23 protein-coding genes and 3 tRNA genes are annotated in these 24,941 nt (G+C 69.5%); 16 read left to right on the top strand and 10 right to left on the bottom strand.

What is annotated here, in order from left to right:
* Window positions 1–5 precede the first annotated feature (5 nt).
* Window positions 6–983: an alpha/beta hydrolase gene (locus O1W71_RS08215; protein ID WP_269267379.1), complete on the top strand. Its 978-nt coding sequence runs from the start codon at window positions 6–8 to the stop codon at window positions 981–983.
* 30 nt (window positions 984–1,013) lie between these two features.
* Here O1W71_RS08215 and O1W71_RS08220 read toward each other — a convergent pair whose 3' ends face one another.
* Window positions 1,014–1,502 (bottom strand): YajQ family cyclic di-GMP-binding protein, encoded by a 489-nt coding sequence (locus O1W71_RS08220; RefSeq protein WP_071918434.1) that lies wholly within the window; start codon window positions 1,500–1,502, stop codon window positions 1,014–1,016.
* Window positions 1,503–1,557: 55 nt separating this feature from the next.
* Here O1W71_RS08220 and O1W71_RS08225 point away from each other — a divergent pair, with 55 nt between their 5' ends.
* The 5 genes from O1W71_RS08225 (at window position 1,558) to O1W71_RS08245 (ending at window position 5,292) form a co-directional block, all read left to right on the top strand.
* Window positions 1,558–1,884 (top strand): hypothetical protein, encoded by a 327-nt coding sequence (locus O1W71_RS08225; protein ID WP_269267381.1) that lies wholly within the window; start codon window positions 1,558–1,560, stop codon window positions 1,882–1,884.
* A gap of 124 nt (window positions 1,885–2,008) precedes the next feature.
* Complete coding sequence (locus tag O1W71_RS08230) at window positions 2,009–3,187, top strand: DUF2510 domain-containing protein (RefSeq protein WP_269267382.1); 1,179 nt, start codon at window positions 2,009–2,011, stop codon at window positions 3,185–3,187.
* Complete coding sequence (locus O1W71_RS08235) at window positions 3,184–4,566, top strand: hypothetical protein (RefSeq protein ID WP_269267384.1); 1,383 nt, start codon at window positions 3,184–3,186, stop codon at window positions 4,564–4,566. Before O1W71_RS08230 ends, O1W71_RS08235 begins: the two co-directional genes overlap by 4 nt.
* A 61-nt stretch (window positions 4,567–4,627) precedes the next feature.
* Window positions 4,628–5,116: an FBP domain-containing protein gene (locus O1W71_RS08240; protein WP_269267386.1), complete on the top strand. Its 489-nt coding sequence runs from the start codon at window positions 4,628–4,630 to the stop codon at window positions 5,114–5,116.
* Window positions 5,117–5,210: 94 nt separating this feature from the next.
* Window positions 5,211–5,292, top strand: a tRNA-Tyr gene (locus tag O1W71_RS08245).
* Window positions 5,293–5,361: 69 nt separating this feature from the next.
* Here O1W71_RS08245 and O1W71_RS16450 read toward each other — a convergent pair.
* The 4 genes from O1W71_RS16450 to O1W71_RS08260 form a co-directional block, all read right to left on the bottom strand.
* A complete protein-coding gene (locus O1W71_RS16450; protein ID WP_354451194.1) occupies window positions 5,362–5,478 on the bottom strand; it encodes a SapB/AmfS family lanthipeptide in 117 nt (38 codons plus the stop codon).
* 13 nt (window positions 5,479–5,491) lie between these two features.
* Window positions 5,492–8,086 (bottom strand): class III lanthionine synthetase LanKC, encoded by a 2,595-nt coding sequence (lanKC, locus tag O1W71_RS08250; protein WP_269267388.1) that lies wholly within the window; start codon window positions 8,084–8,086, stop codon window positions 5,492–5,494.
* A gap of 320 nt (window positions 8,087–8,406) precedes the next feature.
* Window positions 8,407–9,075, bottom strand: coding sequence for a response regulator transcription factor (locus O1W71_RS08255; protein ID WP_112616763.1), 669 nt, complete (start codon window positions 9,073–9,075; stop codon window positions 8,407–8,409).
* A 13-nt stretch (window positions 9,076–9,088) separates the two neighbouring features.
* Window positions 9,089–10,366, bottom strand: a complete 1,278-nt coding sequence (locus O1W71_RS08260; protein WP_269267389.1) for an ATP-binding protein — start codon at window positions 10,364–10,366, stop codon at window positions 9,089–9,091.
* A 79-nt stretch (window positions 10,367–10,445) separates the two neighbouring features.
* On the opposite strand from O1W71_RS08260, the gene O1W71_RS08265 reads away from it, so the two are divergent.
* Window positions 10,446–11,333, top strand: a complete 888-nt coding sequence (locus O1W71_RS08265) for a hypothetical protein (protein ID WP_269267390.1) — start codon at window positions 10,446–10,448, stop codon at window positions 11,331–11,333.
* A gap of 19 nt (window positions 11,334–11,352) precedes the next feature.
* Here the strand turns inward: O1W71_RS08265 and O1W71_RS08270 are convergent, their stop codons facing one another.
* From O1W71_RS08270 to O1W71_RS08280, 3 genes are all read right to left on the bottom strand, one after another.
* On the bottom strand, window positions 11,353–12,507 hold the full coding sequence (locus O1W71_RS08270; RefSeq protein WP_269267391.1) for a sensor histidine kinase: 1,155 nt from the start codon (window positions 12,505–12,507) through the stop codon (window positions 11,353–11,355).
* A gap of 180 nt (window positions 12,508–12,687) precedes the next feature.
* On the bottom strand, window positions 12,688–13,200 hold the full coding sequence (locus O1W71_RS08275) for a hypothetical protein (protein WP_269267392.1): 513 nt from the start codon (window positions 13,198–13,200) through the stop codon (window positions 12,688–12,690).
* Window positions 13,197–13,571: a PadR family transcriptional regulator gene (locus O1W71_RS08280; RefSeq protein WP_269267393.1), complete on the bottom strand. Its 375-nt coding sequence runs from the start codon at window positions 13,569–13,571 to the stop codon at window positions 13,197–13,199. Before O1W71_RS08280 ends, O1W71_RS08275 begins: the two co-directional genes overlap by 4 nt.
* 128 nt (window positions 13,572–13,699) lie before the next feature.
* On the opposite strand from O1W71_RS08280, the gene O1W71_RS08285 reads away from it, so the two are divergent.
* From O1W71_RS08285 to O1W71_RS08310, 6 genes are all read left to right on the top strand, one after another.
* On the top strand, window positions 13,700–14,344 hold the full coding sequence (locus O1W71_RS08285) for a response regulator (protein ID WP_269267394.1): 645 nt from the start codon (window positions 13,700–13,702) through the stop codon (window positions 14,342–14,344).
* A 1,426-nt stretch (window positions 14,345–15,770) separates the two neighbouring features.
* Complete coding sequence (gene ccmA / locus O1W71_RS08290; RefSeq protein ID WP_269267395.1) at window positions 15,771–16,367, top strand: heme ABC exporter ATP-binding protein CcmA; 597 nt, start codon at window positions 15,771–15,773, stop codon at window positions 16,365–16,367.
* A gap of 9 nt (window positions 16,368–16,376) precedes the next feature.
* Entirely contained in the window at window positions 16,377–17,174 is a 798-nt protein-coding gene (locus O1W71_RS08295; protein WP_269267396.1) for an inositol monophosphatase family protein, read from the top strand.
* 136 nt (window positions 17,175–17,310) lie between these two features.
* Window positions 17,311–18,666 carry a M23 family metallopeptidase gene (locus tag O1W71_RS08300; protein WP_269267398.1) on the top strand — a complete coding sequence of 452 codons (1,356 nt, stop codon included), beginning with the start codon at window positions 17,311–17,313 and terminating at the stop codon, window positions 18,664–18,666.
* 63 nt (window positions 18,667–18,729) lie between these two features.
* Window positions 18,730–18,801 (top strand) — tRNA-Thr (locus tag O1W71_RS08305).
* Window positions 18,802–18,824: 23 nt separating this feature from the next.
* Window positions 18,825–18,898, top strand: a tRNA-Met gene (locus O1W71_RS08310).
* 533 nt (window positions 18,899–19,431) lie between these two features.
* Here the strand turns inward: O1W71_RS08310 and O1W71_RS08315 are convergent.
* Window positions 19,432–20,751, bottom strand: coding sequence for a cytochrome P450 (locus O1W71_RS08315; RefSeq protein WP_331282649.1), 1,320 nt, complete (start codon window positions 20,749–20,751; stop codon window positions 19,432–19,434).
* A 62-nt stretch (window positions 20,752–20,813) separates the two neighbouring features.
* Window positions 20,814–21,734 (bottom strand): DUF368 domain-containing protein, encoded by a 921-nt coding sequence (locus tag O1W71_RS08320; RefSeq protein ID WP_269267399.1) that lies wholly within the window; start codon window positions 21,732–21,734, stop codon window positions 20,814–20,816.
* A gap of 143 nt (window positions 21,735–21,877) precedes the next feature.
* Here O1W71_RS08320 and O1W71_RS08325 point away from each other — a divergent pair, with 143 nt between their 5' ends.
* Genes O1W71_RS08325 through O1W71_RS08335 form a run of 3 tightly spaced genes read left to right on the top strand, consistent with a single transcriptional unit; the run spans window position 21,878 to window position 24,898 of the window.
* Window positions 21,878–22,237 carry a sugar ABC transporter ATPase gene (locus O1W71_RS08325; RefSeq protein ID WP_269267400.1) on the top strand — a complete coding sequence of 120 codons (360 nt, stop codon included), beginning with the start codon at window positions 21,878–21,880 and terminating at the stop codon, window positions 22,235–22,237.
* Window positions 22,234–24,024 carry a glycoside hydrolase family 15 protein gene (locus O1W71_RS08330; RefSeq protein ID WP_269267401.1) on the top strand — a complete coding sequence of 597 codons (1,791 nt, stop codon included), beginning with the start codon at window positions 22,234–22,236 and terminating at the stop codon, window positions 24,022–24,024. The genes O1W71_RS08325 and O1W71_RS08330 overlap by 4 nt, the downstream gene beginning before the upstream one ends.
* Window positions 24,014–24,898: an SMP-30/gluconolactonase/LRE family protein gene (locus O1W71_RS08335; RefSeq protein ID WP_269267402.1), complete on the top strand. Its 885-nt coding sequence runs from the start codon at window positions 24,014–24,016 to the stop codon at window positions 24,896–24,898. The genes O1W71_RS08330 and O1W71_RS08335 overlap by 11 nt, the downstream gene beginning before the upstream one ends.
* Window positions 24,899–24,941 lie beyond the last annotated feature (43 nt).

A 24,941-nucleotide genomic window follows, 5' to 3' on the forward strand; every position in this document is an offset into this window, starting at 1 on the left:
GGGGCATGCGGGCGGATGAGGTGACGTGGGGTCCCGACCTGCTGGGTCCCGGCTTCGAGCAGGCGACGCTTCCGCTCGGGTCGGATGACGAGGGCGAGGTAGTCGCGACACTCGTGCGGGCGATGCCGCATCCGGGGCTCCGCCTCTTCGGCGCGTGGCGCGACATCGACGTGCTGTACGTCCACGGCTGGTCGGACTACTTCTTCCAGACCGACCTCGCCCGCCTGTTCACCGACCGTGGCGCGCGGTTCTACGCGCTCGACCTGCGGAAGTACGGGCGCAGCATCCGTCCCGGACAGGCGCGCGGGTACGTCACGTCGCTCGATGTCTACGACGACGACATCGAGGCGGCGCTCGCCGCGATGGACACCGAGCGTCAGGGCCGGCGGCTGGTACTCCTCGGGCACAGCACCGGTGGACTGACGCTCACCCTGTGGGCAGCGCGCCACCCGGGGCGAGCCGCAGCCGTGGTGCTGAACAGCCCGTGGCTGGAGCTGCAGCTCGGCCCCCTCGGGCGGCAGGCGGTCGCGCCGCTCGTCGAGGTGCGGGCGCGCTTAGACCCGCGCGGTGCCCACCCCGCCGTCGATCTCGGGTTCTACACGCGGGCCCAGCGCGAGGTGGGCAGCCTGCCCGATGCGCCCGACGGCTGGCGTCCCGAACGGGGCTTCCCGACGCATCCCGCATGGCTCGCCGCCGTCATCGCCGGGCATGCGCGCGTCGCGGCCGGCGTGGATGTCGGCGCGCCGGCCCTCGTCCTGCTCTCGGCGCGGTCGACGTCGCCGCTGCGGTGGAACGACACGATGACCTCGACCGATTCGGTGCTCGTCGTCGACGACATCGCACGCGCGGCCACCCGCATCGCCGCCACCGTCACGATCGCCCGTATCGACGGGGCGCTGCACGACGTCTTCCTCTCGGCTGCGCCCGCACGCGCCGAGGCCGCTGACCGACTCGTGTCGTTCGTCAGCGGCCTCGACCGGTGATCGCTCAGCCTGGGATGGTGCGGGGGAGCGTCAGCGGTAGTTGACGAACTGGAGGTCGACGTCGAGGTCGGCCGCCTTCAGCATCCGCTGCACTTCCTGCAGGTCGTCGCGCGACTTCGACTGCACGCGCAGTTCATCGCCCTGGATCTGCGACTTGACCGACTTGGGGCCTTCGTCGCGGATCATCTTGCTGATCTTCTTGGCATCCTCCGACGAGATGCCCTCCTTCAGCGTCGAGACGATGCGGTACTCGCGGCCGGAAGCGGTGGGCTCGCCCGAGTCGAGGCTCTTGAGCGAGATGCCCCGCTTGATGAGCTTCGTCTGGAAGACGTCGAGCACGGCCTTGGCGCGCTCTTCGGAGTTCGCCTTGATGAGGATCGACTCGCCCGACCACTCGATGGAGGCGTCGGTGCCTTTGAAGTCGTACCGCTGCTCGACCTCCTTGCGGGCCTGGTTCAGCGCGTTGTCGGCCTCCTGGCGATCGATCTTGCTGACGATGTCGAACGAGGAATCTGCCATGCCGCTACTCTAGCCGCGCCCGTGGCCGCGCGCCGGGGGAGGCTAGGCTCGCGCCATGACGAGTGAGCCCGCTAACCGGCCTCGGCGCCGCCGCGGCCGCGGGTGGGGAATCGCCGCGACGATCCTCGCGGGCATCGGCATCCTCCCGGTCGCTGTCGTGGTCGTCCTCGGGTACACGGTGGATCCGCTCTGGGGATGGATGCTGTTCGTCGCCCTGCCGATCTCGATCGCGGCGGGAGCTCTCGGCGGCGTGCTCGGCATCATCGGGCTGATCGCGGCGCGCGGTGACCGAGGAGGATACGGGTGGCCCGTGGTCGCGCTGGTCCTCGGCTGGGGGCAGGTGCTGCTGGGGACCGGATTCCTGAACGGCTGGTTCGTCTGACGCTGAGGGGGACCTTGGCGACTAGCAGATCCAACCCGGAAAAGCAGGCGTACGAGCCACTTCGCGCAACCCAATAGCATCGTCTCGAACCGGCGGTGCTCGCGGCCGGGGCGAGGGGGGACGTGTGAACGACGTGCCGGACTCTGTTCCGACCGCGCCGGCCGGCTGGCATCCCGACCCTTCGGGGCAGTCGCAGCTGAGGTACTGGGACGGCCAGCGATGGACCGACCACGTCTCTCCCTACCCCGCAGCCGAGCCGTCATCAGCGGATGCTGCGCCGCCGGCGGCATCCGAATCGGCGGCATCTGACCGGCAGCCGGCACCCGCCGCCGCGCCCGCGACAGCGCCCAAGGAGCCGGGACAGAAAGTGATGACGCGTGCGACCTGGATGGTGCTCGCGGCGACTCTTCTCATCGTCATCGGCGCAGCCGGATTCGTCGGTTGGACCGTCGTCTCGGCCAACGCCGCCGCGACCTCGGAGGCGCCGGATGTCGTCGACGGCTTCCTCGCCGCCGCCACAGCCGACGAGCCCGGCTGGACGCAGTACGCCTCGCCCGGGTACATCGCGATCTCGGGGTCGGCGACGCCCCTGTTCGGCGATGCGCGTGCCGCGGAGGTGCTCGACCTCTCCATCGAGTACGACCGGCGCGGCATCCTCTATGGAACCAACGGCACCGCCGGCTACGAGTCGCCCAGCGGCGCGGACACAGCCAAAGCGCTGGTCGACATGACCTACACCTTCACCGTCGACGGCACGCCGCAGACGGCGACCTCGACCCGCGAGATCTGGCTGACCCGGCCCTACTACTACGGTGACGACGTGCCCTCCGGCGCGCGTCAGGGAGAGACGCCGACGGCGATCGGTCCCTGGCGGGTGACGGGCGCCGCCTCGGCGTCGGCGTACGAGGGAGAGGTCGTCGCGACGACGAGCTTCGAGCCCGCCCGTAGCGATCAGGCCTGTTACACCTCCGACGTGGTGCTGTCGCAGATTTCCGAGGTCGCGCGCACCGAAGGCGTGCTGGCCGCGGTCTGCCTGAGCGGCGGAACCTCGACGTCCTTCGACGACGGCATCGACATCGACGCCCTCGCCGCCGGGTTCCCCGTCGTCGGCCAGGCTGCACCGATGACCGATCTGATGGGCTGGCACAACGACCCCAACACCCCGGCGCCGCTCGAGCAGTACCTCATCTCTTCCGGTGGCACCGACTACGTCTTCGTTCTCGCCTCGACAGGCGTCAGCGGCGAGTTGACGACCGACTCCGAACGCCGCATCATCCTCATCTCGAAGGCGGAGACCCGATGACCGACACGACTGAAGCGCACCCTGCGGCATCACCGCAGCCGAAGCCTCGCAATCGCGCGGCGCGCACGATGCAGATCGTCATCGCCTCCCTCGGCATCGGTGCGCTGCTGATGACCGTCGCCGCGGGCGTCGTGCTGTGGCCGCGGACGCCCGAGACCGGGCCGACGGCCGATGTTCCGGTCGGCTGGGCGCCGTGGGCCGACAACGACCTCGCGACTCCCACCAGCGCCACGTTCGCCGAGATGAACGCCGCGATGCGCGATAAGGATCGCGAGCGGTTCCTCGCTCACGCCGCGGGTGACGCGGCGACTCAGCTCGCGCTGTGGTGGGATAACTCGAGCAAGATCGGGTGGGATGTCGCGGCGATCGCGCCGTCGGACATCGACGTCGACGAGACCGGCACCATCGAGGTCATCCTCGGCGCTCAGTATGCGTTCGCGGCGCAGCCGCAGCGAGGCGACGGTGACCGTGACGCCGGTCTCGACCTCATCCAGGGCTTCGCCTACACCGTCACCTTCGAGCCCGGTACCGTCCCCAGCCGGTCGTTCGACCGGTACGAAGAGACGGAACCGCCCGAGCCCGCCACGATCACGTCCATCGTCCCCGCGCGCGAGCCGAACCCGTGGGACGAAGGCGAGATCTACGTCACCAAGCGCGACCACGTCGTCCTGTTCGGTATGAGCGACGAGGCCGATCTGGTCGATCAGAACGCGGATGCTGCCGAGCGATCGGCCGTCATCGCGCTCGACACGATCCGCGAGCTCGGCGGCGAGCCCACCCAGGACGGCTTCGTCTCGGCCATCACCGACGACGATGACCGCTTCCAGCGCTGGCAGTACGGCAAGGGCACGCCGTGGGACATGGATGTCGCCGGTTACGCCCGTCCGACCCTGCGCCCGCAGATCGCGCAGCGCTTCCTCGATCCCGCGATCGCGACGGGATCCGACACGTCCGGAACGCTCATCGTGATGGGCCCGGGCAGCGCGTCGGGTCGCGACAAGGTGTTCGTCCACGAGTTCGCACACGCCCTCCACAACACCGCCGCACCCGGGTCGTTCATCGCACCGCCCGTCGCGGTCCACGAGGGGTTCGCCCGCTTCGTCGAATGGAAGTCGGGTCTCGCCGATCCCGGGTACCTGCGGCCTGAGGTGAAGGCCGCCATCGCCGCGCAGGGCATGGGTGCCTTCTCCGACGAGGCGCTGCGCAGCCAGGAAGCGAACCTCGCGTACGACGCCGCGGGCTCGTTCTACGCCTACGCGGATGCCCGCGACGGGACGGCCTGGACGCTGGCAGTGGACATGGTCCTCGGCGGCGGGTTCTTCGTCGACAGCATGGACTTCACCGAGGCCGACTGGCAGGCGTGGGTCGCAACGCAGTGAGTCCGGGACGGCGTCCGCACACGCGGCCCGTGGACGCCGTCCGATTCGTAGGCTGGAACGCGTGCAAGCTCTGACCGAAGACCAAGTCCGCGCTTCGTTCGTCAACGCGACGGTCGACGACCGCCGGATCATGGCGATGCCGATCGACTTCATGCTGCTCGACTGGGACCACCTCGACTTCCTCGCGTGGCGGGATCCGAACTCGCGCGAGCGGGGATACGTCATCACGCAGCGCGAGGGCGCTCCAGTCGGAGTCGTCATGCGCGCGGCGTCGGGAAGCTCACGCGCACGGTCCGCGCTGTGCAACCTCTGCCACACGATGCAGCCCGGAGACCAGGTCACCCTCTTCAGCGCGCGTAAGGCCGGGCCCGCCGGCGATGCCGGCGACACGATCGGCACGTACATCTGCGCCGACCTCGGATGTCACGACAACGTGCGGATCGCCGGCCCGCTCGCGCCCAGCGAGATCCGCGCGAGCGTCGATCGCCGAATCGACGGCACGCGCCACCGCACCGAGGCCTTCGTCGAACGGGTCGTCGGCAACGACTGACGGCCGACCCCCGTGGTTCGGAGCACCCGGCCACAGGGGGTAATATGGGTTCTCGCGCCTCCGGTCGACTGTACAAGCCGGGCGGGTGCGCACTGGCGAGTTACCCAAGCGGCCAAAGGGATCTGACTGTAAATCAGACTGCATTGCATTCGGGGGTTCGAATCCCTCACTCGCCACATCAAGAAGGGCCCCCGCTCGGCGGGGGCCCTTCGTTTTTCGCTGCGGAGCGCGCGATCACGGCGGGATCAGCAGGCCGTCGACACGGTGCTCCGGCACAGGCCGATGCTTACGGTGCTGCCCACGACAGTGCGGTGTTCCTCTTCGCTCTTCTCGAGCGTCTGCAATGCCAGGATGAAACCCATTCGTTCACCTCCCTCATCCTCTCGCCGCCGGAGAACCGGCGGGCACGAGCACCGGGGGGAGGAAGGGCAGGACCGGCTGGTCGCTGTTCGAAGCCTGAGGCGACGCGGCGACGAGCGTGAGCAGCACGCCCGCGGCACCGGTCACGAGATCGCACGACGCGCGCAGCATCCCGTCGCCCACGAAACGCGCGCCGATCGGCGCGTCGAGGGCGTGGAGCGCCATCCGCTCGAGGTGGTGGTCGCGGGCACGGATCGTGTCTGCGCTCGCGTGTCCGGTCGCCTCCAGAGAGTGAAGGAAGAGGGCTAATCCGGCTCGGCCGGCGAAGAGTCCCGCCTGTACGACGAAGGGCGCCGACGCCGCGCGGATGATGCCGTGCAGCGTGACACGCAGCTCGTCATCGGCGGGCTCATGCGCCAGGTACCGTGCGAGCACGAGGCCGACGCCGGCCGACCCGTGCGCGAGGTAGGGAAGCATGCGCCATCCCTGGTCGACCTGCACCGACCCGTCCGCGTCGCGGCGCAAGGTGCGGAGGTCGACGTCGAGCGCCCGGCGGGCGATCTCGAGGAAGCGGCGCTCTCCGGTGAGTTCGAACACCCGGAGAGCCAGAAGAGCCGTCCCGCTCGCGCCGCCCATCAGGCCGCCGTGCCGTCGTGACGGCACGGGCGACGGCGCTCCCGACGGCGCGGCGGGGCCGAGCAGCCCCCAGCGTTCGCGGAGGATTTCGATGATCGCGGTCGCCCGCTCGATGTTGCGCTCGGAATCGGGCTCGTCGAGCAGAGCGATGCCGATTCCCGGAAGACCCGTCGCGAGGTCGGAGCCGAGTGACCCGACGGCGTCGTCGTGCAGGTACTCGTCGAGTGCCGTCGCCTCGTCGGCGAAGCCGAGGCGCCGGCAGGCCCAGAGCGCACCGGCCGCGCCGTCCATCAGCCCGAGGCGTGCCTGGCCGGTGCTCACGTGCGCGATCGAGCGCGACACCCACGATCGCAGTTCCGGCGCGAGGGCGACGCCCCCCGCATCCAGCGCGACGGCCACCCCCAGTGCGCCGTGACCGAGAGAGAACGCGGGCTGCCCGAACTGGCGGGGGTCGCCCGGCCACAGCCGGTCGGTCCGCTCGGGCGTCGCGTCGGCCACGAGCTGCTCGGCGACGCGCTCGATCGATACGACGGGTGCAGGATGCCGCGCCGCACAGTCGGCGGGCCGAAGCCGGGCGCTCATCCGCTCGCACCATTCGCGGGGCAGATCGAAGACCTCCGCGGCCTCGGTGACGAGGGCATCCGCCTTGGCCGGCTGCAGCGCCAGCAGGCTCGTCATCGGAAGGAAGACGTAGAGCTCGATGCACGCCAGAGCGTGTGCATCGCGGCGCACGGGGTCCGGCTCGTCCGGAAGGGAGAATCCCGCTGCGCCGAGGACGGCGGGCGCGCGGGAGTCGACGGGAAGGGACATCTCGAGATCGAGGAGGCTCACCGAGCCGTCGGCGTCGACCATGACGTTCGCCGGATGCAGGTCGCCGTGGGTGACGCCCGCGGCGTGCAGCCGGGTGATCTCCCTCCGCAGCGCGTCGAGCACCTGCAGCATCCGATCGCGGTACGCGCGGCGCTCCGCTGCGGTCGAGACGGCGGCGGTGAGCGGGCTGGTCGTTGCGACCAGCCGATCCAGGGGCTGTCCCGGCAGCTGCTCGATGGCGACGAAGCGGTGACCGTGCGCCTCGAAGGCAGCGCGGACCGCCGGGACGCGGACCCTTCCGGCGAGAGCGCGGAGGGTGCGTTCCTCGTCGCGGAGCCGGGCGACGGCATCGCGCCCGTCGGGCGTCCAGCCCGCGAACGGGCGAGCTTCCTTCACGATGACCTCGGCGCCGTCGAGGGCTCCGGTGTAGACACCGCCGGCGTTGGAGTAGTGCAGGGCGCCGGTGATCTCCGGGAAGCCGGGCGGCGGCTCGTGTCCGAGCGCGTCGAGTTGCCGCAGGAGGAAGGGCGGCATTTCGATCCAGGGTGGGATGTGGAACCCCGCGGTCCGCCGGTCGGGTACCCACTCTCCCGTCCGGAGATCCTGTACGGCGGGCAGGGCGTCGCCGTCGACGAGGACTTCGCGTTCGGTGAACGCGCCGTACCGCACGAACAGCGGGCCCGCGTTCCAGCGCAGGTCCGACAGGACGTACGGGCCGGGCTGGCCGCCGAGCGCGTCGTCGAGCGAGACGAGGCAGTGCTCGAGGCTGCGCACGGATGGCGGATAGAGCGTGATGAACTTGCCCGCGCCCGCGCGGTCGGCATCCTTGGCGAGCACGGCGCCGAGCGCGTGTTCGTATCGCAGGTGCTTGAAGGCGATGCCGTGGCGGTGGCAATGCCGCGAGGCGGTGTCCAGCACGGTCGCTGCGGCATCGGGAAGTGCGGTGATGTGCACCTTCCATCCCTGTTCGGGCAGACGATGCGCGGGCGGCAGCCACACCGACCACGGGCCCCGTCGGCTGTACCGCCAGCCCTGCCACGAGAGGGTGGCCGCCGGCGCGTACGCAGCGGTACGCCCCTCGGCCTCGGCGCTGGCGTCATCCGTGCCGGGCGCGTCGTAGAACACCCGATCCCGTGTTGCGAAGCGCCCGAAAATCGGTTCCATCTGCTTCCCCCATGGCCCGGAACGACGGGCTCAGGGTCATCATCCGTCCGCTCGAGCGGCGTCGCCTGCGCGGCTGCCGGCGCAAAGGCGCCCTGCGCTGCCGGTGGCGCCGCATCGCAGTGGTGCAGGGGCACCGAGCGGTCCGCAAACAAGTCGTGAAAATTCATCCGAATGGATGAACCAATCGCGATTGTTCAGAATACCCGCGGCACGGAGGTGCGAAGGACTAAAGACCTGAAACTGTTCGAAAAGCCGGGTCGTGCGGTCGGTCGTGCGGTGAAAACCCGTGTCGAAGTTTCACCCGGATGTATGAAGGAATCTCACACCCGGTTGCGCGCGCCCCACAGTGCGAGCTGGGTGCGGTCGGCGAGATCGAGCTTCTTGAGTGCGGAATGCAGCTGCGATCGAACGGTGTGAACCGACACCTGCAGCGTCTCGGCGATGCCTTCGTTGCTCGTGACTCCGCCGGCGAGCACGGAGATCACGCGGCGCTCGGCCGAGGTCAGCAGAGCGCTTGCTTCCGGGTCTTCGGGAGCACCGCCGCGGCGCACGAACTCACGGATCAGCGGCGCCGTCACTCGCGACGACACGAGTGCCTCGCCCCGCGCTGCGGCGTAGATCGCGCCGACGAGCTGGTCCGAGTCGTGGCTTTTCAGCAGGTATCCGACGGCGCCCGAATCCAGTGCCTCACTGACGTAGCCGTCGACGGCGAAGCTCGTCATGACGATGACGGCGATGGGGGAGCGACCGTCGTCGGGACGAGCGAGCAGGCGCGTGGCGGACAACCCGGACATCTGGGGCATCTGGATGTCCATGAGCACGACGTCGGCGCGTTCGGCCCGTGCGACGTGAACGGCGTCGACGCCGTTCGAGACCTCGCCGACGACCTGAATGCCGGGAGCGCCTTCGAGCTGAAGCCGCAGCCCCCGGCGTACGGCGCGATTGTCGTCGGCGATCAGAACGCGGATGCGCTCGGCCCCACGATTCATACCGTTCTCCTTGTCAGGCGATCGGGTCGATCGGGATCGCGATTCGCACATCCCATCCGCCGGTCGGCGTCGGCCCTGCGAACAGTGTGCCGCGCAACAGTTCGACGCGCTCGCGCATCCCGCGCAGGCCCCAGCCGAGGTCGAGGCCCGGCACGGGCATCGAATCAGTGCCGGGTGCTTGGTTGACGACCCGGGCCCGGAGCTCCTCGTCGGTCACGGTCACCGAGATGGTGACCGGCGCTCCAGGGGCGTGTTTCGCCGAGTTCGTCAGTGCCTCCTGGAGAACGCGGTAGGCGGTGGTCGAGACGACGGCGGGCAGATCGGACACGGCTCCGTCGAGGTCGAATGAGACCGGCATGCCGCGTTGCGACCAGAACTCCACGAGCTCACCGGCGCGACGCAGGTCGCGGGTCGTCTCGGCGGGACCAGCTGCGTCGGCAGCGTGCAGATCGCTCAGCGCACCCGCCAGGCTCGCGGCGGCGAATCGGCCCTCGTTGCGCACCTCGCCGACCAGACGGATGGCTTCGTCGGGGCGTGCCGGTGCGAGGGAGATGGCGGCGTCGGCCAGCGTCACGAGCCCGGCGAGGTGCTGGCCCGCGACATCGTGCAGCTCTTGCGCTATGCGGGCGCGCTCGCGTTCACGCGCGTCGTTGACCCGCGCATCGTGTTCTTGGCGCGCGAGCTCGGCCTGCTCGCGAGCAAGGTTCACCTGGCGGACCTGGGCCCCCCACCAGATCCCCAGGGCGGTCGCTCCGAGGGCCGGCGCGGTGAAGCGGAAGAACTCGTTCGCCATGAAGCTCAGGGCGGTACCGACATCGCCCGAGTAGAAGACGGCCCAGGTGAAGAGCCCGCCCATTCCGGCGACCACGACGCCGAGCAGGCACACGACGGCCGAACCGGCCGAGACCCGGCGGGCCAGAAGGAACTGCGCGAGTGCCACGACGAGATACATGCCGATGAGCCAGTTCGGTATGTCGAAGGCGCCGAGGAGGACGAGGTAGACGGCCACGGTCGCGAACACCGCGATACGGGGCCACCGATCGCTCAGGAGGACAGCTGAGGCTTGGGCCACGCATGCCAGGGCGAGGATGACGCACAGCAGCGATATCGATATGTCGAAGGGCCAGTCGACGGGGCCGGCGATCATCGCGGTGATCGGCGTCGCGAGCACCTGAACGGTCGTGCTCACCGAGACGATCGCGACCAGGATCAGCGCTGCGCGCCGCGTGCGGAAGAAGGTCCGCGTCGCGGATGCGTCGAACTCAAGGCCGGGCTCTCGGGGTGGGTTCACCACAGAATCCTCTCAGCCCGGCACGGAACGCCCGTGCATGCCAGGATGTGAGGTGTCAGCGCGGAAGGAAACCCTGTCGATGAGCAAGCCCATCACATCTCCGGAATCGAACAAGCTGCTGCGAGCCGCGATCTGGGTCGCCATCGGTGCGCTCATCGCGGCGGCTATCGTCTGCGTCGTCTGGGTGCTGATCGGGTCGGGCACCGGAATCGTCGCCCGCGCGTTCATGACCGTGCTGCTGCTCGCCGGCTTCGCAGGTATCGCCATCCTCGAGTCGCACCTCGCAGGTCGTCGCCCCGCGTGGTTCGCTCTGACGAGCATGGGCACCTGGGTCGTGGCGCTGCTCGTGGGCGCCGTCATGATCTGGCTTCCATCCCCGACCGAGAGCTTCGGCTGGGGGTACGAGCGGTTCATGCGGTTCCTCCTGGTGCTGCTCATCCTGCAGCTGGCGCTGCTGCACCTGCGGCTCTTCACCAAGGCCTACCTGCGCAACCCCACGACCTTCCTGTCGATCGTCACCTATGTGACGATCGCCTTCCTCGGCATTGTCGCGGTCATGCTCATCGTGCCGTTGGTCGGTGGGGAGTGGTTCGACTTCCTGCCGATCTACTGGCGGGTCGTGGTCGCACTGACGATCCTCGCCGCCGTGGGCACGGCCCTCGTGCCCCTCGTGAATGCGCTACTGATGCCTCGCGCTCCTCAGTCGGCTGCCCCGGCATGGCCGACATACGCCGATGGCCGGACGCCCCTCCCCGTCCTCGCCGACGGATCGCCCGACTGGCAGGCGTACTACACGGGGCGCCCCACCTACCCGCAGGGCTACGCTCCGGCGGCCCCCGCGCCGACGCAGCAGTCCGCCCCCGCACAGCAGGCGACGTCCGCGCAGCACGCGACTCGCACCCAGCCCGGGTACGGGGACTATCCGCCGCCTCCGCCGCTGCCCGACCAGCCCATCGCCCCGCGCTGAGGCCTTCCGCGACCGCACGTCAGGCGATGGGCAGGGCTGCCGTCACCACCCATTCGCGCCCCTCGCGCCGGGAGTCGAAACCTCCACCGAGGAGGGTCGCCCTTTCACGCATGCGGATACTGCCGTAGCCACTCGAGGGCAGCGGGGTGAGGGCACGCCGTCGGCCGAGGGCGCTGCGAACGTGCAACCTGACCACGTCGTCGACGATGTCTACAGAGACGGAGACCGGTCCCGGGGCCGCGTGCTTCAGGATGTTCGTCACGCTCTCGCGCACCATGCGGGCCACTGTGGTGTCGATGATCTGAGGCAGTTCGTCGGCGCCATCCGCGATGGACATCGAATGCGGGAATCCAGCTCGCGTCAGATCGCGCTCGGCCTCGTGTAGCGCGACGCGGAGCGACTCCGGGGTCGAGGTATCGGCACGTTCGTTCTGCACGCGCGATACGAGCCGATGCAGGTCGCGTAGTGCCCGTCGTGCGGCGTCGCGGATGGTGACCTGCGATTCGTGCAGCGAGACGGTCCCGGCCTCGAGCGACATGAGCTCGGACTGCATCACGATCACCGTGAGATCCCTCGACACGACATCGTGGAGTTCGTCAGCGATGAGTAGCCGCTCCGACTGACGCACCTCCTGCTCGATGATCGTCTGCCGGGCGAGTTCCTCGCGGACGCGCTGCTCGCGGCTCCGAGCGAACCGGAGCAGGAGCCCGATCCCCCCGGAGACCGTCGCGAGCAGCAGGTAGATCACGATGGTCGACAGCTGGTCGGACGCCGCCGAGAAGACCGCTGCGGCGACGGACACCAGGAGGAGCCCGACGTACGCGGCGAGCAGGCGGGTTCCGGCGGTGCGCGCCGCGAACCCTGTCGCGACCGCGAGCGCAAGAAGCATCTCGGTCGAGGATCCGACCAGCAGAGACAACCCCATCGACGCGGCGAACGCGATGACCGTCGCCGGTGGGCTGATGACGAATCCCGCGAACAGTGCCGTGACGACGACCTCGAACGTGGCTTGCAGCGCGTCGTCGCCGCCCCGGGTGATGGCAAGCAGGATTCCGGTGACGACGGCCACGACCACGATGGAGAGAATCGCCCGACGTTCGATCCCTGTGAGGGCCGGCACCGACGGAATAGCGCCGCGCGATTGCCGCGTCGGCAGGAGTCCGCGTTCTGCCATGCGGTCCATCATGGTCGACTGGCCGACGTAACTCACGGATGTCGGTCGGCGCCGAACGCTGGCATCACTTACACAGTCCGAGCATTTCGCAGATCGTCGTCCACAGGCTCGCGGTAGGCAGGATGGTGAAGATGCGCATGGGTTGTTCCTTCGTGTTGATGGGGTGGGCGGATCGAGAAGTCACAGAAGCGCGGCAAGCGCCAGGGTCAAGCCTGCGAAGCCGACGAAGGTCCAGGGCAGGAGCAGGAGCAGTGTGGATGCCCGGGACCATTGCGCCTCAGTGTGCAGATCGAGCTCGTCTCGCAGCGCTGCGGCGATGGCGCGCCGGGTGAGAGAGACAGACAGCATCACCAGAGCGATGATGAGGCCGACGCCTCCGACGATCGACCACGGAGACGCCGAGGCATCGCCATCTATCCAGCGCACCGACGCGATCACGAAGACGATGAACGTCGCGATGGCCGCGAAGAGGGAGAGGATCGTCGTCCTCGACGGCAGATCCTCGGAGCCGGGCGCCGCGAGCGTAGCCGCATAAGCCACCGGGTCGCCGAAGGCATCCTCGGCGGCGTCGTCGTCGCCGTCTCGGAGATGCACCCGCACCGTTTCGACCTCCTCCCGAATGCGTTCGTCGGGTACGTCGCGGCGCTCGAGCTCGGTGCTGAAGAGTGAGATCCAGCGTTCGTTCGTGGTCATCGGCGAGTCCCTTCGAGGGTGATGAATGTGTTGACGGTGGTGACGAAGCGCTGCCACTCTTCGGACAGCCGGACGAGTTCCGCTTGACCATGAGGAGTCAACGCGAAGTACTTGCGGCCAGGGCCGCCGTCGCCTGGTCGCCATTGAGTGGTGACCAGGCCCGCCGATTCACAGCGAGCCAGCAAGGGGTACAAGGTCCCGCCCTTGACCGCCCCGAATCCAGATCGGGCGAGAGCGGCGCTGATCGCGTACCCGTACGACGCGCCGTCCTGGAGCGAACGCATCACCAGGAGGGGGAGGAGGCCCCGCATCCATTCGCTGTTCCAGGTTGAGGCGTGATGCGACGCGTTGCTGCCGTCGATTGCGTCCATGACTAGATCGCAACACGACCTAGTCCCACGGGCCATCTACTTCTGTCCAGAGGCGTCTCGACTTTCGTCTTGGTTGCCCCGGGCTGTCGGAGCCGTTGGTATAGCCTCCCGGTGTGGGGGAGATCCGAGTGGTGATCGTCGATGACGATTCGCTGGTCCGACGCGCGCTGGGGGCCTACATCACAGCTGCGGACGGTATGCGCGTGGTCGGTGAGGCGGAAGACGGCGACGTTGCCGCCGATGTGGTGGTCCGCTCCGCAGCCGATGTCGCACTCGTGGATCTGCGCATGCCCCATGTCGGAGGTTTGGAAGCCACCATCGCGATCTTGTCGTCGAGCCCCGCGACCAAGGTGATCGGTATCACGACGATGGCGACGGCCGAAGCGGTGATTCCGGTCCTGAGAGCAGGAGCTGCCGGTTACCTGTTGAAGGATTCGTCCCCCGACGAGATCACCGACGCTATCCGAGCCGTGCACCGCGGGACCGGAGCGCTGTCGCCGGCGGTCAGCGGCCAGCTGATCCGAGCCCTGCAGACAGCTGAAACCGGTGCATTGCGACTGCCTACCGAGTCGGAGAAGCTGTCGGCGCGCGAGGCAGAGATCGTGCGATATCTGGCAGCGGGCCAGTCCAACGGTGAGATCGCCCGTTCGATGCACGTATCCGAAGGAACGGTCAAAGCCCACTTAAGCAACATCATGCTGAAGTGGAACGCCCGCGACCGGGTGCAGGTTCTCATCACGGCGGCGCGCTTCGGACTCGTCAGCTTCCGGTAGAGCGACTTCCTGCCGAAACTGGCCGAAAGACGACACAGCGGCCGGTGCCGTCATCCTCATCGGACTCGTATTCGGCATCGGGACGGGATCGATCTGGGGGGAGGTCCGCCCGGCGCTCATCGAGCACCGCAGCTGGCAGGTCTTCGCCGACCGCGGGGTCTCGCCCCGCGCCTACCTGTTCGGACGGCACCTGCTCGGACGCCTCGTCCGCCTCGTCGCCGTCACCGTCGGCATGCTCGTGGCGCTGTGGCTCATCGACGAGTCAACGAACTCGATCGGTGCGTGGACATGGGCAGCGGCGGCGCTCGCGGGCGCGGGATCGGCGTCGTGCGGCATGGGTTTCGCCCTGCTGCGACTGCCTCTCACGCGGCGCAGCGCAGCTCTTACGACGGCGTGGGCTCTCACCGCGCTCGCGGTCGTCACTGTCGCTGTCGCCTGGGGGGTGACCCGGGTGAGCCGGGCATCTGGCGCGCTGTCGAGCGCGCCACTCGACGCATTCGAGGTGCCAGTCCCGAGCGGCCTGACGACGAGTTTGGTGCTGTGCTCCCTCGCTGCTGCGGTCGCCGCCGGCGCAGCGGCCCGACAGATGCGGGCGCTTCAGTGGGCGGAGATCATGCCTCGAGCAGATCGCATCGGCGGCGGTGCGACTCGGCGGATGGGGCGCTCCTTCGGGGGGGCGACGACTCGCCGAGCTGGCCCTGCTCGACGTTCGTCGCGCGCTTCGGTCGTTCGAATGGCGCGTGAGGCCGAGTCTGTTCACACTTCTCGCGATGCTCCTCGCCGTCGTCTCACTGGGGGTGGTCGGCGGGTGGATCTGGGCGCATCCGATTCAGCAGCTCTCTGCTCAACCGGTGGGTGCGACGGTGGTCGGCGGTATCTGCGCGGGGTACGGGTTCGTGGTCTACTCATCGCTCGCTCCCTTGGTCTCGCTCGACTCCGACCGCCGGGCGGTCGTGCTCATGCGCACCTTTCCCGGGGGCGTACGCTCGCTCGCCGTCACGCGAGCGGCCAGCGGCAGCATGGTCACGGCGATAGCCGGGGCCGCATTCATCGGCGTACTCGCCGGCCTGACTCCGATTCAGGCGCACGCCGTCGGCACCGCCGGGGTCGCGTGCGCCGCGGTGTCCGTCGTAGCGCCCACGCTTGCCTGCGCTGTGTCGCTGAGGTACCCCCAGACCGATTGGAAGGAAGCGAGCGAGCTCGGTCAGCGGGGCTGGATGCGAGCTGCCGCGACTTACGCGGTCGGTATCGCGATCGCCGCCGCTCTGTCGATCGGGTCCGCCGTTCCCTGGACGCAACCGTCCGCCACCCTGGCCGTCGTCGCCCTCGTCGTCGGGTCCCCCGTGGCGGCAGCTGCTGCCCACAGTGATCGGAGCACACCATCGTCCTCATCGTTGATGCTGAGATCGGCTACAGCCGCACTGTCGTGCTCCACCGGGCGCGGTTCGAGGTTGCGCCTGGCGAGGCGATGCTCGTCCGCGGTCCTAACGGCGCCGGCAAGTCGACGCTCCTGTCCACCATCGCGGGCGTGCGGAGGCCGCTCCGTGGGTCGATGACGGTCGGAGGAACACAAGCCGCCGCGTCGGCGACGAAGAAGGACATCGGCTACGTGACAGACCCGCCCCACCTCTTCGAAGAGCTCACGCCGGGAGAGCATCTCGAGCTGGCGAGGTCGCTCTGGGCCGCGGCGAAGATCGCGACGGGCGGGGCAGAGCTGAGCGGTCGCATCCTCGACGGGACGCCGGACTTGCCCGCTGCGATGCTGTCTCTCGGTCAGCGCAAACGGGTCGGCATCGCGCTCGCGCTTCTCCACGCACCCACTTTGTGGGTTCTCGACGAACCTTTCAACGGACTCGACGCATCCAGCGTCTCCGTGATCCGAGAGCTGCTGACCGGTCATCTCGCTCAGGGCGGTGCGGTGGTGTGCGCCACGCATGATGAGGAGGCGCTGCAGGCGATCGAACCCCGAGTCCTCGACCTGGGCGATCCGGCTTCGAGGCTGGCCTCCGGCACGACCCCGTAGCGTGGAGGCATGGTGGATGCCCGAGAGCTCGAAGACCTGGCCGTCGACATCGCCCGCGAGGCGGGTGCGCTCGCGCGCCGACGCCGCGGCGAGGGAGTCGCGATCGCCGCGACGAAGTCGGCGCTCGCCGACATCGTCACCGAAGCAGACCGCGAGGTCGAGCTCCTCATCCGCGATCGCATCGCACATGCGCGCCCCGATGACGGCTTCCTCGGCGAGGAGTCCGGCGCCGAGCGCGGCGCCAGCGGGCTGACCTGGGTCGTGGACCCTATCGACGGAACGGTCAACTACGCCTACGGCATCCCGCATTACGCCGTGAGCATCGCGGTCGTCGACGGTGAACCCGATCCGCAGCGATGGGAGGCGGTCGCGGCGGCGGTCTTCTCGCCGGCTGTCGACGAGATGTTCCGGGCGACCGCGGGCGGGGGAGCGTGGCTCGGGGATGCGCGCCTGGCGGTGTCCGAGCCGACGGATGCCGGTGCCCTCCTGGCGACGGGTTTCGGCTACGACCCGGCGACGCACGCGGGCGACCTCGCGCGACTCGGGCGGATCATGCCGGTCGCTCGCGACATCCGCCGAGCCGGCGCCGCATCGCTCGATCTCGCCTACGTCGCGGCGGGGCGTCTCGACGGCTACGTCGAGCGTGGGCTGCAGCCGTGGGACCACGCCGCCGGGGCGCTTCTCGTCGCCGAGGCGGGCGGCGTCGTCACCGGTATGCCCGGCGAGCGGCCCGGCCGCACCATGACGATCGCCGCGTCGTCGTCGCTCCACAGTCGGCTGACCGAACGGGTTTTCCACGAAAGCTGACGCGTGGATCGCGTTCCCAGCTGTAAGACGTTAGTGTTTACCCGTTCGTTATCTTCGGAACCCGAGCCGAGGGATCGAACGCAACCCGGACTGTTCCGCTGCGCACGAGCGCGCGCTGTTTTCGAGAGCCTGCGATTTGACTTCTGAGACCACTCCCACTGAGGCCGCGTCCTCGCGACCCTCGGCAGGGGAAGCCTCGGCGGGACTCACGCGGGCGGCCGGTCTCACCCGGGCGCAGTGGCGGCGCCTGGCAGCTGAAGCTGAACTCGCCGCGAAGGTCGCCGCCGTTCCGGCCGCCGACATCGCGACGATCGACGACGCGCCGCAGACGCCGGACGTCGAAGCCGCCGATTCTCCGGCCGCCGCGACCAGCGAAGCCGTGGCCGACGACATGGTCCTCACCGTCGTGGACGGCGACGCTTACGCGGGACCGGATTTCATCGCGCCATCCCGCCGTCGTCGCACCCGCCCGGCCGCCGAGCACGCCGCCGCGCAGGGCGAGTCATTCGGCCCGGCCGCGGTCGACTCCGCGACGATCGAGACGCCGGATGCCGACGACGCGCGCTCGCACAGCGACGCGCACGCGAGCGACGAGACGCGCGAGCCGTCCGACGCGCACGACGTCGACGAGTTCGAGTTCGCCGCGCGGCTGTTCTCCTTCACTGCGCAGACCCCGGTGCAGGTGGGCGAGGAGTCCATCGCCGAGCACCAGCAGCGCACCCGCGAGGTCACGGTCGCGCGTCCGGGTCGCCTGCGTCGGGTGGGCAAGCGAGTTGCTGCGGCATCCGTCTCGATGAGCGCCGTCGCCGCCGTCGGCCTCCTGGCCGTCGGCCTGACGAGCCCTGCCGCCGCCGTCTTCGCCTCGGGCGACACGGGTCGCGACATCACGGCCGAGGCGCCCCGGACATCCGCGTCGATCGAGCCCGAAGAGATCCAGGCGTACGTCTCGTCTCCGAACACGGGCGTCACCTTCGATCGCAGCGACACCTTCGATGTGACGTCCGTCTCGGAGATCGCGGCCGACTCGGGTGTGACCAACTTCGCCGGTACGTGGGTCAACGACCCCAACGCCGCGATCCAGTGGCCGTTCCCGGTCGGGGTTCCGATCTCGGCGCAGTTCGGCTCGGTCTCGTACCTGTCCGAGTTCTCCCGCCCGCATCGCGGTGTCGACCTGACGCCGGGGGCCGGGGCTGAGATCCACGCCGTCGCGGGCGGAACCGTGCGCATCGCGACCGAGGCAGGCGGCGACTACGGCGTGACCGTCGTCATCGACCACAACATCGACGGTGAGCTCGTCTCGACGCGCTACGGCCACATGCAGTACGGCTCGCTGAGGGTGAAGGTCGGAGACACGATCGAGCCCGGCGAGATCATCGGACAGGTCGGCAGCACCGGCAAGTCGACCGGCGCGCACCTGCACCTCGAGGTGCTCCTCGGCGGGACGACGCAGATCGACCCGATCGCCTGGCTCGAAGAGCACACGAAGCGCTGACCTGATTCGAAGTGAGGCCGCCGAGATGGTATCCTCTTCTAGTTGCCCGCTTGCGGGTAGCACGCCCCGATAGCTCAGTGGCAGAGCACTTCCATGGTAAGGAAGGGGTCGTCAGTTCAATCCTGACTCGGGGCTCGCAGCATCCTCGGATGCGATGCGGCAGGGTAGCTCAGTTGGTGAGAGCGCACGACTCATAATCGTGAGGTCGCGGGTTCAAGCCCCGCTCCTGCTACAGATGAAAACCCCCGGACGCGCCGGGGGTTTTGTCGTATTCGGCAACGGCAACCGCGCGCGAAAGTCCGCGGGAACGAGAAAGCGCCCGGGACCCCTCCAGAGTCCCGGGCGCAGGTCGGACGCGAGACGAGGACCTAACTCGCGGCCGAGGGATCGAGCAGGCCCGCCCTGCTCCCCATCAGCGCTGGATCGCACCCGACGTCACGATCATGCCTCGCGTGGCAGGATGCCGGGGCGCGCCGACCCTCCGTCCACCTCGAGGGAAAATGCCCGGTGAAGCGGTGAAATCGGGGCGCGACGGTGCCGTTTGCGAGCTACGTATGGACTGAACTTCCGCGCAGGATTTCATCCGATCGGATGACGTGGAGGCGCGTGCCCCCGCAGAAACCAGAACGCCCCGTCATCCGAGGATGCGGGGCGTTCCACGATCCGGGGGGAAGATCGTCGACGCCATCGACGCTAGGGCTTCCCCGCCGGTCCGTCGAGTCGGCCTTTCGGGGGACACGGCCTCTCGCCGCTACCGGTGACGCGTCAGCGCCGGTGGAACGGGCAGCCGCCGCCGGTGCCCGTCGCCCGCACGCGGCCGCCAGACGCCGGCTTGGTGGGTAACCGGCGCATGTCCACGTCGAGTCCGGAGTCGAGGATCGTGACATCCCGGTGGCTCAGTGCCGTGATCGCCGTCGCGAGTCCGGCGATCGCGAGCTTCTCGCCAGGGCAGCGGTGGCCCGTCGCGACATCGGCACCGCCGTGGGGAATGAACGCGGGGAGAGCCTCGTAGTCGTCGACGCCGACGAAACGCTCGGGCGCGAACGAGTCGGCACGCTCCCACGAGTTCTCATCGAGGTTGGTGCCGAGGATGTCGAGGACGACGCGGCCACCCGCCTCGACGCTCTGGCCGTCGAGTTCGATGTCGGCGACCGCACGCGCGGGGAGCATGGGGACAAAGGGGGCCGTGCGCCGGATCTCCTGCGCGAACGCCACGGCGAGAGGCCCGCCGTCGAGCGACTCGCGCTCGGCCGCCTCCGCGGCGATGCGATCGCGCCACTCCGGACGGTCGTGGAGCTCCTTCGCAGCGAACGCCACGAAGCGTGCGACCGCGATCATCGGACGCATGCTGTTCTGCAGTTCGATGCCGGCCAGGCGGGCAGACAGCAGGACACCGGCGCGGTCCCGGTGCCAGGCCCATGCGTGCAGGGCCGTTCCGGGCTCGGGCTCGAGGTCGCCGTCGCGCACCGCCTCGATGAGGTGCTGGGTGTGCCGGTCGGACCAGCGGCGATTGATCCAGGCGAGGAGGTACTCGGGGGAGTAGGGGACGCCGAAGCCATCGACGATCTGTGCGAGACGCGCCGCCCACCGCGTCTTCGCCGCGGGCGTTCCCGGGAGTCCTGCCCACCGCATGACGGCGCGACCGAAGGCGCCCACCGCCGCGTCGTAGGCGGAACGCTCGCCGCCGGCGAACCAGTCGTCGAGCTCGCCCTGCCATTCGGCGGCCAGAAGCGGACGCAGACGCTCGACCTGCTCGTCCTCGTAGGCGACGTCGAGGAAGGTCGCTTTGCGGTGCCGGTGGTCCTGGCCGTCGAGGCTGTGCACGGAACCATGCCCGAAGAGGGTCTCCTGCACGATCCCGGGCATCGCCCCGTGGCGTCGCACCCGCTCCTCGTCGTAGAACACCTCGACGCCCTCTGCGCCGCGGACGAAGACGGTCGGGTCGCCGAGCAGGCCCATCGGTGCCGAGCGGGCGCCAGCCCGTACGCGGCTCCAGATGCGGTCGCCGAACCGGTACCCACGCAGCAGGAGCTGAGGGGAGTCGTCGGTCAGCGTGCGTGCAGCGGCGGCGATCGAAGACATCATGTCTCCACGCTCACACGTCGGGTCCGATGAGCCGAGGGGGAGGCGGATCGGACCGCCGTGTGCTAGCCCGCGGCTCCGGATTCGAGGCGCCGCGCGGCCCGCCGCAACACGGCCGACTCGATCAGCAGCACGCCGCCCACCGCCGCCGCGCCGAGCACCACCAGGAGGAGCGCCGGCAGCGCGTCGGGCCCGGGGGCCTGGACGGCGCCGCCCTCCTGCCAGGGCCACAGCGCCCGGAGCGAGCCGATCATGAGACCCGTCATCGTCGCGAGCATGATGCGCCGACGGTGGACGAGCAGCCACTGCAGCACCGACACGAACAGACCGAGACCGATCATGGCGCCGAGGACGAAGACGCCGAGATAGAGGAAATCGCGCTCGTTGACGGCGGCCAGCGTCGGCGCGTACATCCCGACGGCCAGGAGGATGAACGAGCCCGAGACTCCGGGCAGCACCAGAGCGCACACGGCGAACGCCGCCGCGAGTGCGACGACCGGCAGGGGCGGCTCGAGGGGGTCGACCTGGGGGAGGCTCGTGAGGGCGAAGCCGGCGACCGCGCCGACAACGGCGACCGCGTACTCGCGCATTCGCCATCGGCCGCCGACCATGCGGATCGGCACGACGAGCGACGCGAGGATGAGGCCGGCGAACAGGGCGCGTGAGGCGACCGGCTCGGCCTCGATGATCGGAGCGAGGACCGCGGATGCCACGAGGACGGCGGTGATCATGCCGACGCCGACCGGCAGCACGACGGACCAGCGCACGGCGGCCAACTCGGCACGAGCGCGCGTCAGCCCGCGGCCTCGCACGCCGTCGGCGACACCACGGGCGACGCCGCGGGCGAGGTGGCCGGCCGACTCGATGAGCGTCTCGTAGACGCCGATGATGAGCGCGACGGTGCCGCCGCTGACTCCGGGAATGATCTCGACGGTTCCGATGAGAGCGCCGCGTCCGGCGTCCAGCAGCATTCGGGCGACGGGCATGGGTGACCTCCGGGAAGAGCCGTGACGGAGCGTGCCAGCCTACCGGCGGCACCTGAACGGGGTCGGGGGCGCGCCCGTTACCGCGCACTCCGGCCCGGTGCAAGTGGCTCGACGGATTCGCCGCCCCGCCGCATCGTGGAGGCATGTCCAACGCATTCAACGACGACCTCGCCCGCCCCGCCGCAGCCGAGGATGCCGGCATCCAGCCGCTGCGCGACGGCGATGCGACCAGCGTGGCCGACCCCGACCTCGACCCGGCCCAGCGCGAGTGGGACCGCACCGACGCGATCGACGAGGCGCTCGACTCCGGCGTCGACCCCGCCGAACTCGACACCGCGACTGCGACGAGCGACGATCCCGCGCACATCCCGTCGGACGACGACGAGATCCCCGCAGAGGATCTGCCCACGGCATACGCACAGCCCGAGACCCAGGGAGACGACCCGGTCATCGCCGAGCTCGGCGAAGACGGCGAGGGTGACATCACCGACGAGGGCATGTGACCCCGGGGATCGAGTCGTATGCGCCGATCGGCGACGGACGCACCGTCGCGCTGATCGGCCTCGACGGCAGCGTCGACTGGCTGCCGCTGCCCGACCTCACCTCCACGCCCGTCTTCGCGCGTCTGCTCGACAGCGAGACGGGCGGATGCCTCGAACTCGCGCCCACGGACGAGTTCGCGACCACCCGTCGATACGTACCCGACACCAACGTTCTGGAGACGACCTTCACGACCGCTCGAGGGTCCGTGAAAGTCACCGACGCCATGGTGTCGGGCGTTGCCGGGCGGATGCCGTGGGCGGAGCTGGCTCGTCGCGTCGACGGGATCGAGGGCACGGTTCCCATGGCCTGGCTGATCCACCCCGGAACATCGCTGCGCACGGCGGCGCCGTGGATCGAGCGCACCCAGCACGGCGACGTCATCCGCAGCGGCAAAACCGCGCTCGTCGTCGTGGGGTTCGAGCACGGACCCGACGCGCCCGATCCCGACGGGACGAGCGGGCCGCGCCTGACCGGCTCGTTCACCGCCTCGGCCGGTTCGCGGCACCTCATCGCGCTCGCCGCGACCCACGACGAGCCTCTGCATCTTCCCGACCCGCGCAACGTCGACGTCGGCATCGACCGCACGATCGACAACTGGCGGCACTGGTCCGAGGTCTTCTCGTACGAAGGTCCCTGGCAAGAGCGCATCCAGCGCAGCGCACTCGCTCTCAAGCTCCTCATCTTCAGTCCCACCGGTGCTATCGCCGCGGCCGCCACGACATCGCTGCCCGAAAACCCCGAGGGCGGCAAGAACTGGGACTACCGCTACGCCTGGGTACGCGACCTGGCATACACCGCTCACGCGCTCGTGCGCTTCGGGCTCCGCGAGGAGACGCACGCCGCCTTGTCCTGGATGCTGCGCACCATCCGCGACCATGGGCCCGAGCTGCACGTCATGTACACGCTGAACGGCGAGCTCGTTCCCGACGCCCGGCAGTACTCCGTGCCCGGGTGGCGCGGCAATCAGCCCGTCGTGACCGGCAACCCCGCCCGCGAACAGCTTCAGCTCGGCGTCTACGGCGACCTCATGGCCATCTGCCGCACGTACGTCGATGCGGGCAACGTGCTCGACATCGGAACGGCACGGATGCTGGCGGGTGTCGCCGACCGCACGTGCGACCTGTGGCGCAACCCTGATTCGGGCATGTGGGAGCTGCCGGAGGAACGGCACTACACCTCCTCGAAGATGGGATGCTGGAAGGCGCTCGACGACGCGGTCGCGCTCGCCGAGAGCGGCGCGATCCCCGGGAGCGCCGAGCGGTGGAAGGCCGAGCGCGAGCGCATCCGGCTCTGGATCGACGAGAACTGCTGGTCCGAGGCGAAGTCCGCTTATGCCTTCTATGCGGGTTCGGACGAGCTCGACGCCTCCGTGCTGCTGCACGCGCCCACCGGCTTCGACCGCGGCGAGCGGATGTCGACGACGATCGACGCCCTCACCGACGAACTGGGCGCCGGCCCGCTGCTGTACCGCTACAGCGGGGTGTCGGCGGAGGAGAAGACGTTCGTCGCCTGCGCGTTCTGGCGCGCCGAGGCGCTGGCGTGCGTCGGGAGGCATGCCGAGGCGCTCGACCTCGTCGACCAGCTCGTCGCCCTCGCGAACGACGTCGGCATCTACGCCGAGATGATCGACGCCGACGACGGCACCGCCTGGGGCAACACCCCGCAGGCCCTCAGCCACCTCGCGTTCATCGCGACGGTACTCACCATCCGTGACGTCGTCCCCGAGGAGGCCCTCCATGGCAGATGAGATCGGAGTGTTCCGCGACACCCGCGCGGTGCTCGTCGAGAGCATCTGGTGGGACGACCGCACCGACGAGGTCGTGTGGGTCGACATCACCGCCGGGCTGTTGCATCGCGGTCCGCTCGACGGCGCGGTCGACGGCAGTGACGACCGGGTCGTCGAGCTGCCCCCGCCGCTGTCGGCGGTGCAGCCGGCCGTCGGGGGCGGGTACGTCGCGGCACTGAAGGACCGCGTCGTGCTGCTCGATGCGGACGGGCGCATCGAGCGCGACCTCGCCACGCTGCGCCACCGCCACGACGGGATGCGCCTGAACGAGGGCAAGGTCGATCCGTTCGGTCGCTTCGTCGTGGGTGCCATGGAGCTCACGAGCGACGACCCCGATGCGGCGGTATGGTCGGTCGACCCGGACGGCGACGTGCGGGTGCTCGGCGGCGGCTACGGAATCGCGAACGGTATGGAGTGGTCCGACGACGGGCACACGATGTACATCACCGACACCGCGACCTCGACCGTCTACCGCGCGTCCTACGGTCCCGCCGGCGAGCTCGGAGAGCTCGAGCCCTACCTGGTCGGCCGGTCGAGTGACGGGCTGGTGCTGGCGACCGACGGCTCGTTCTTCAACGGGCTCTACGGCGAGGGCATGGTGGCACGGTGGAGCGCCGGCGGAGACCTCGTCGAGGAGATCACGATGCCCGTGCCCAACATCACCTCCGTCGCGTTCGCCGGGCACGACCTCGACGTCCTCCTCGTCGGATCGGCGCGCGAGAACCTCACCGAGGAGCAGCTGCAGCGGCATCCTCTCTCGGGCGGCATCCTCCGCCTCGAACCCGGCGCGACCGGCCGCCCCATCCACACGTTCGGGTCTGCGTCGATCGCCTGATCGACGGACCCGAGTGACGACCACCCCCAGGAAGACCGATGGA

The organism is Microbacterium sp. H37-C3 (genome assembly GCF_027157935.1).
GTDB lineage: Bacteria > Actinomycetota > Actinomycetes > Actinomycetales > Microbacteriaceae > Microbacterium > Microbacterium plantarum.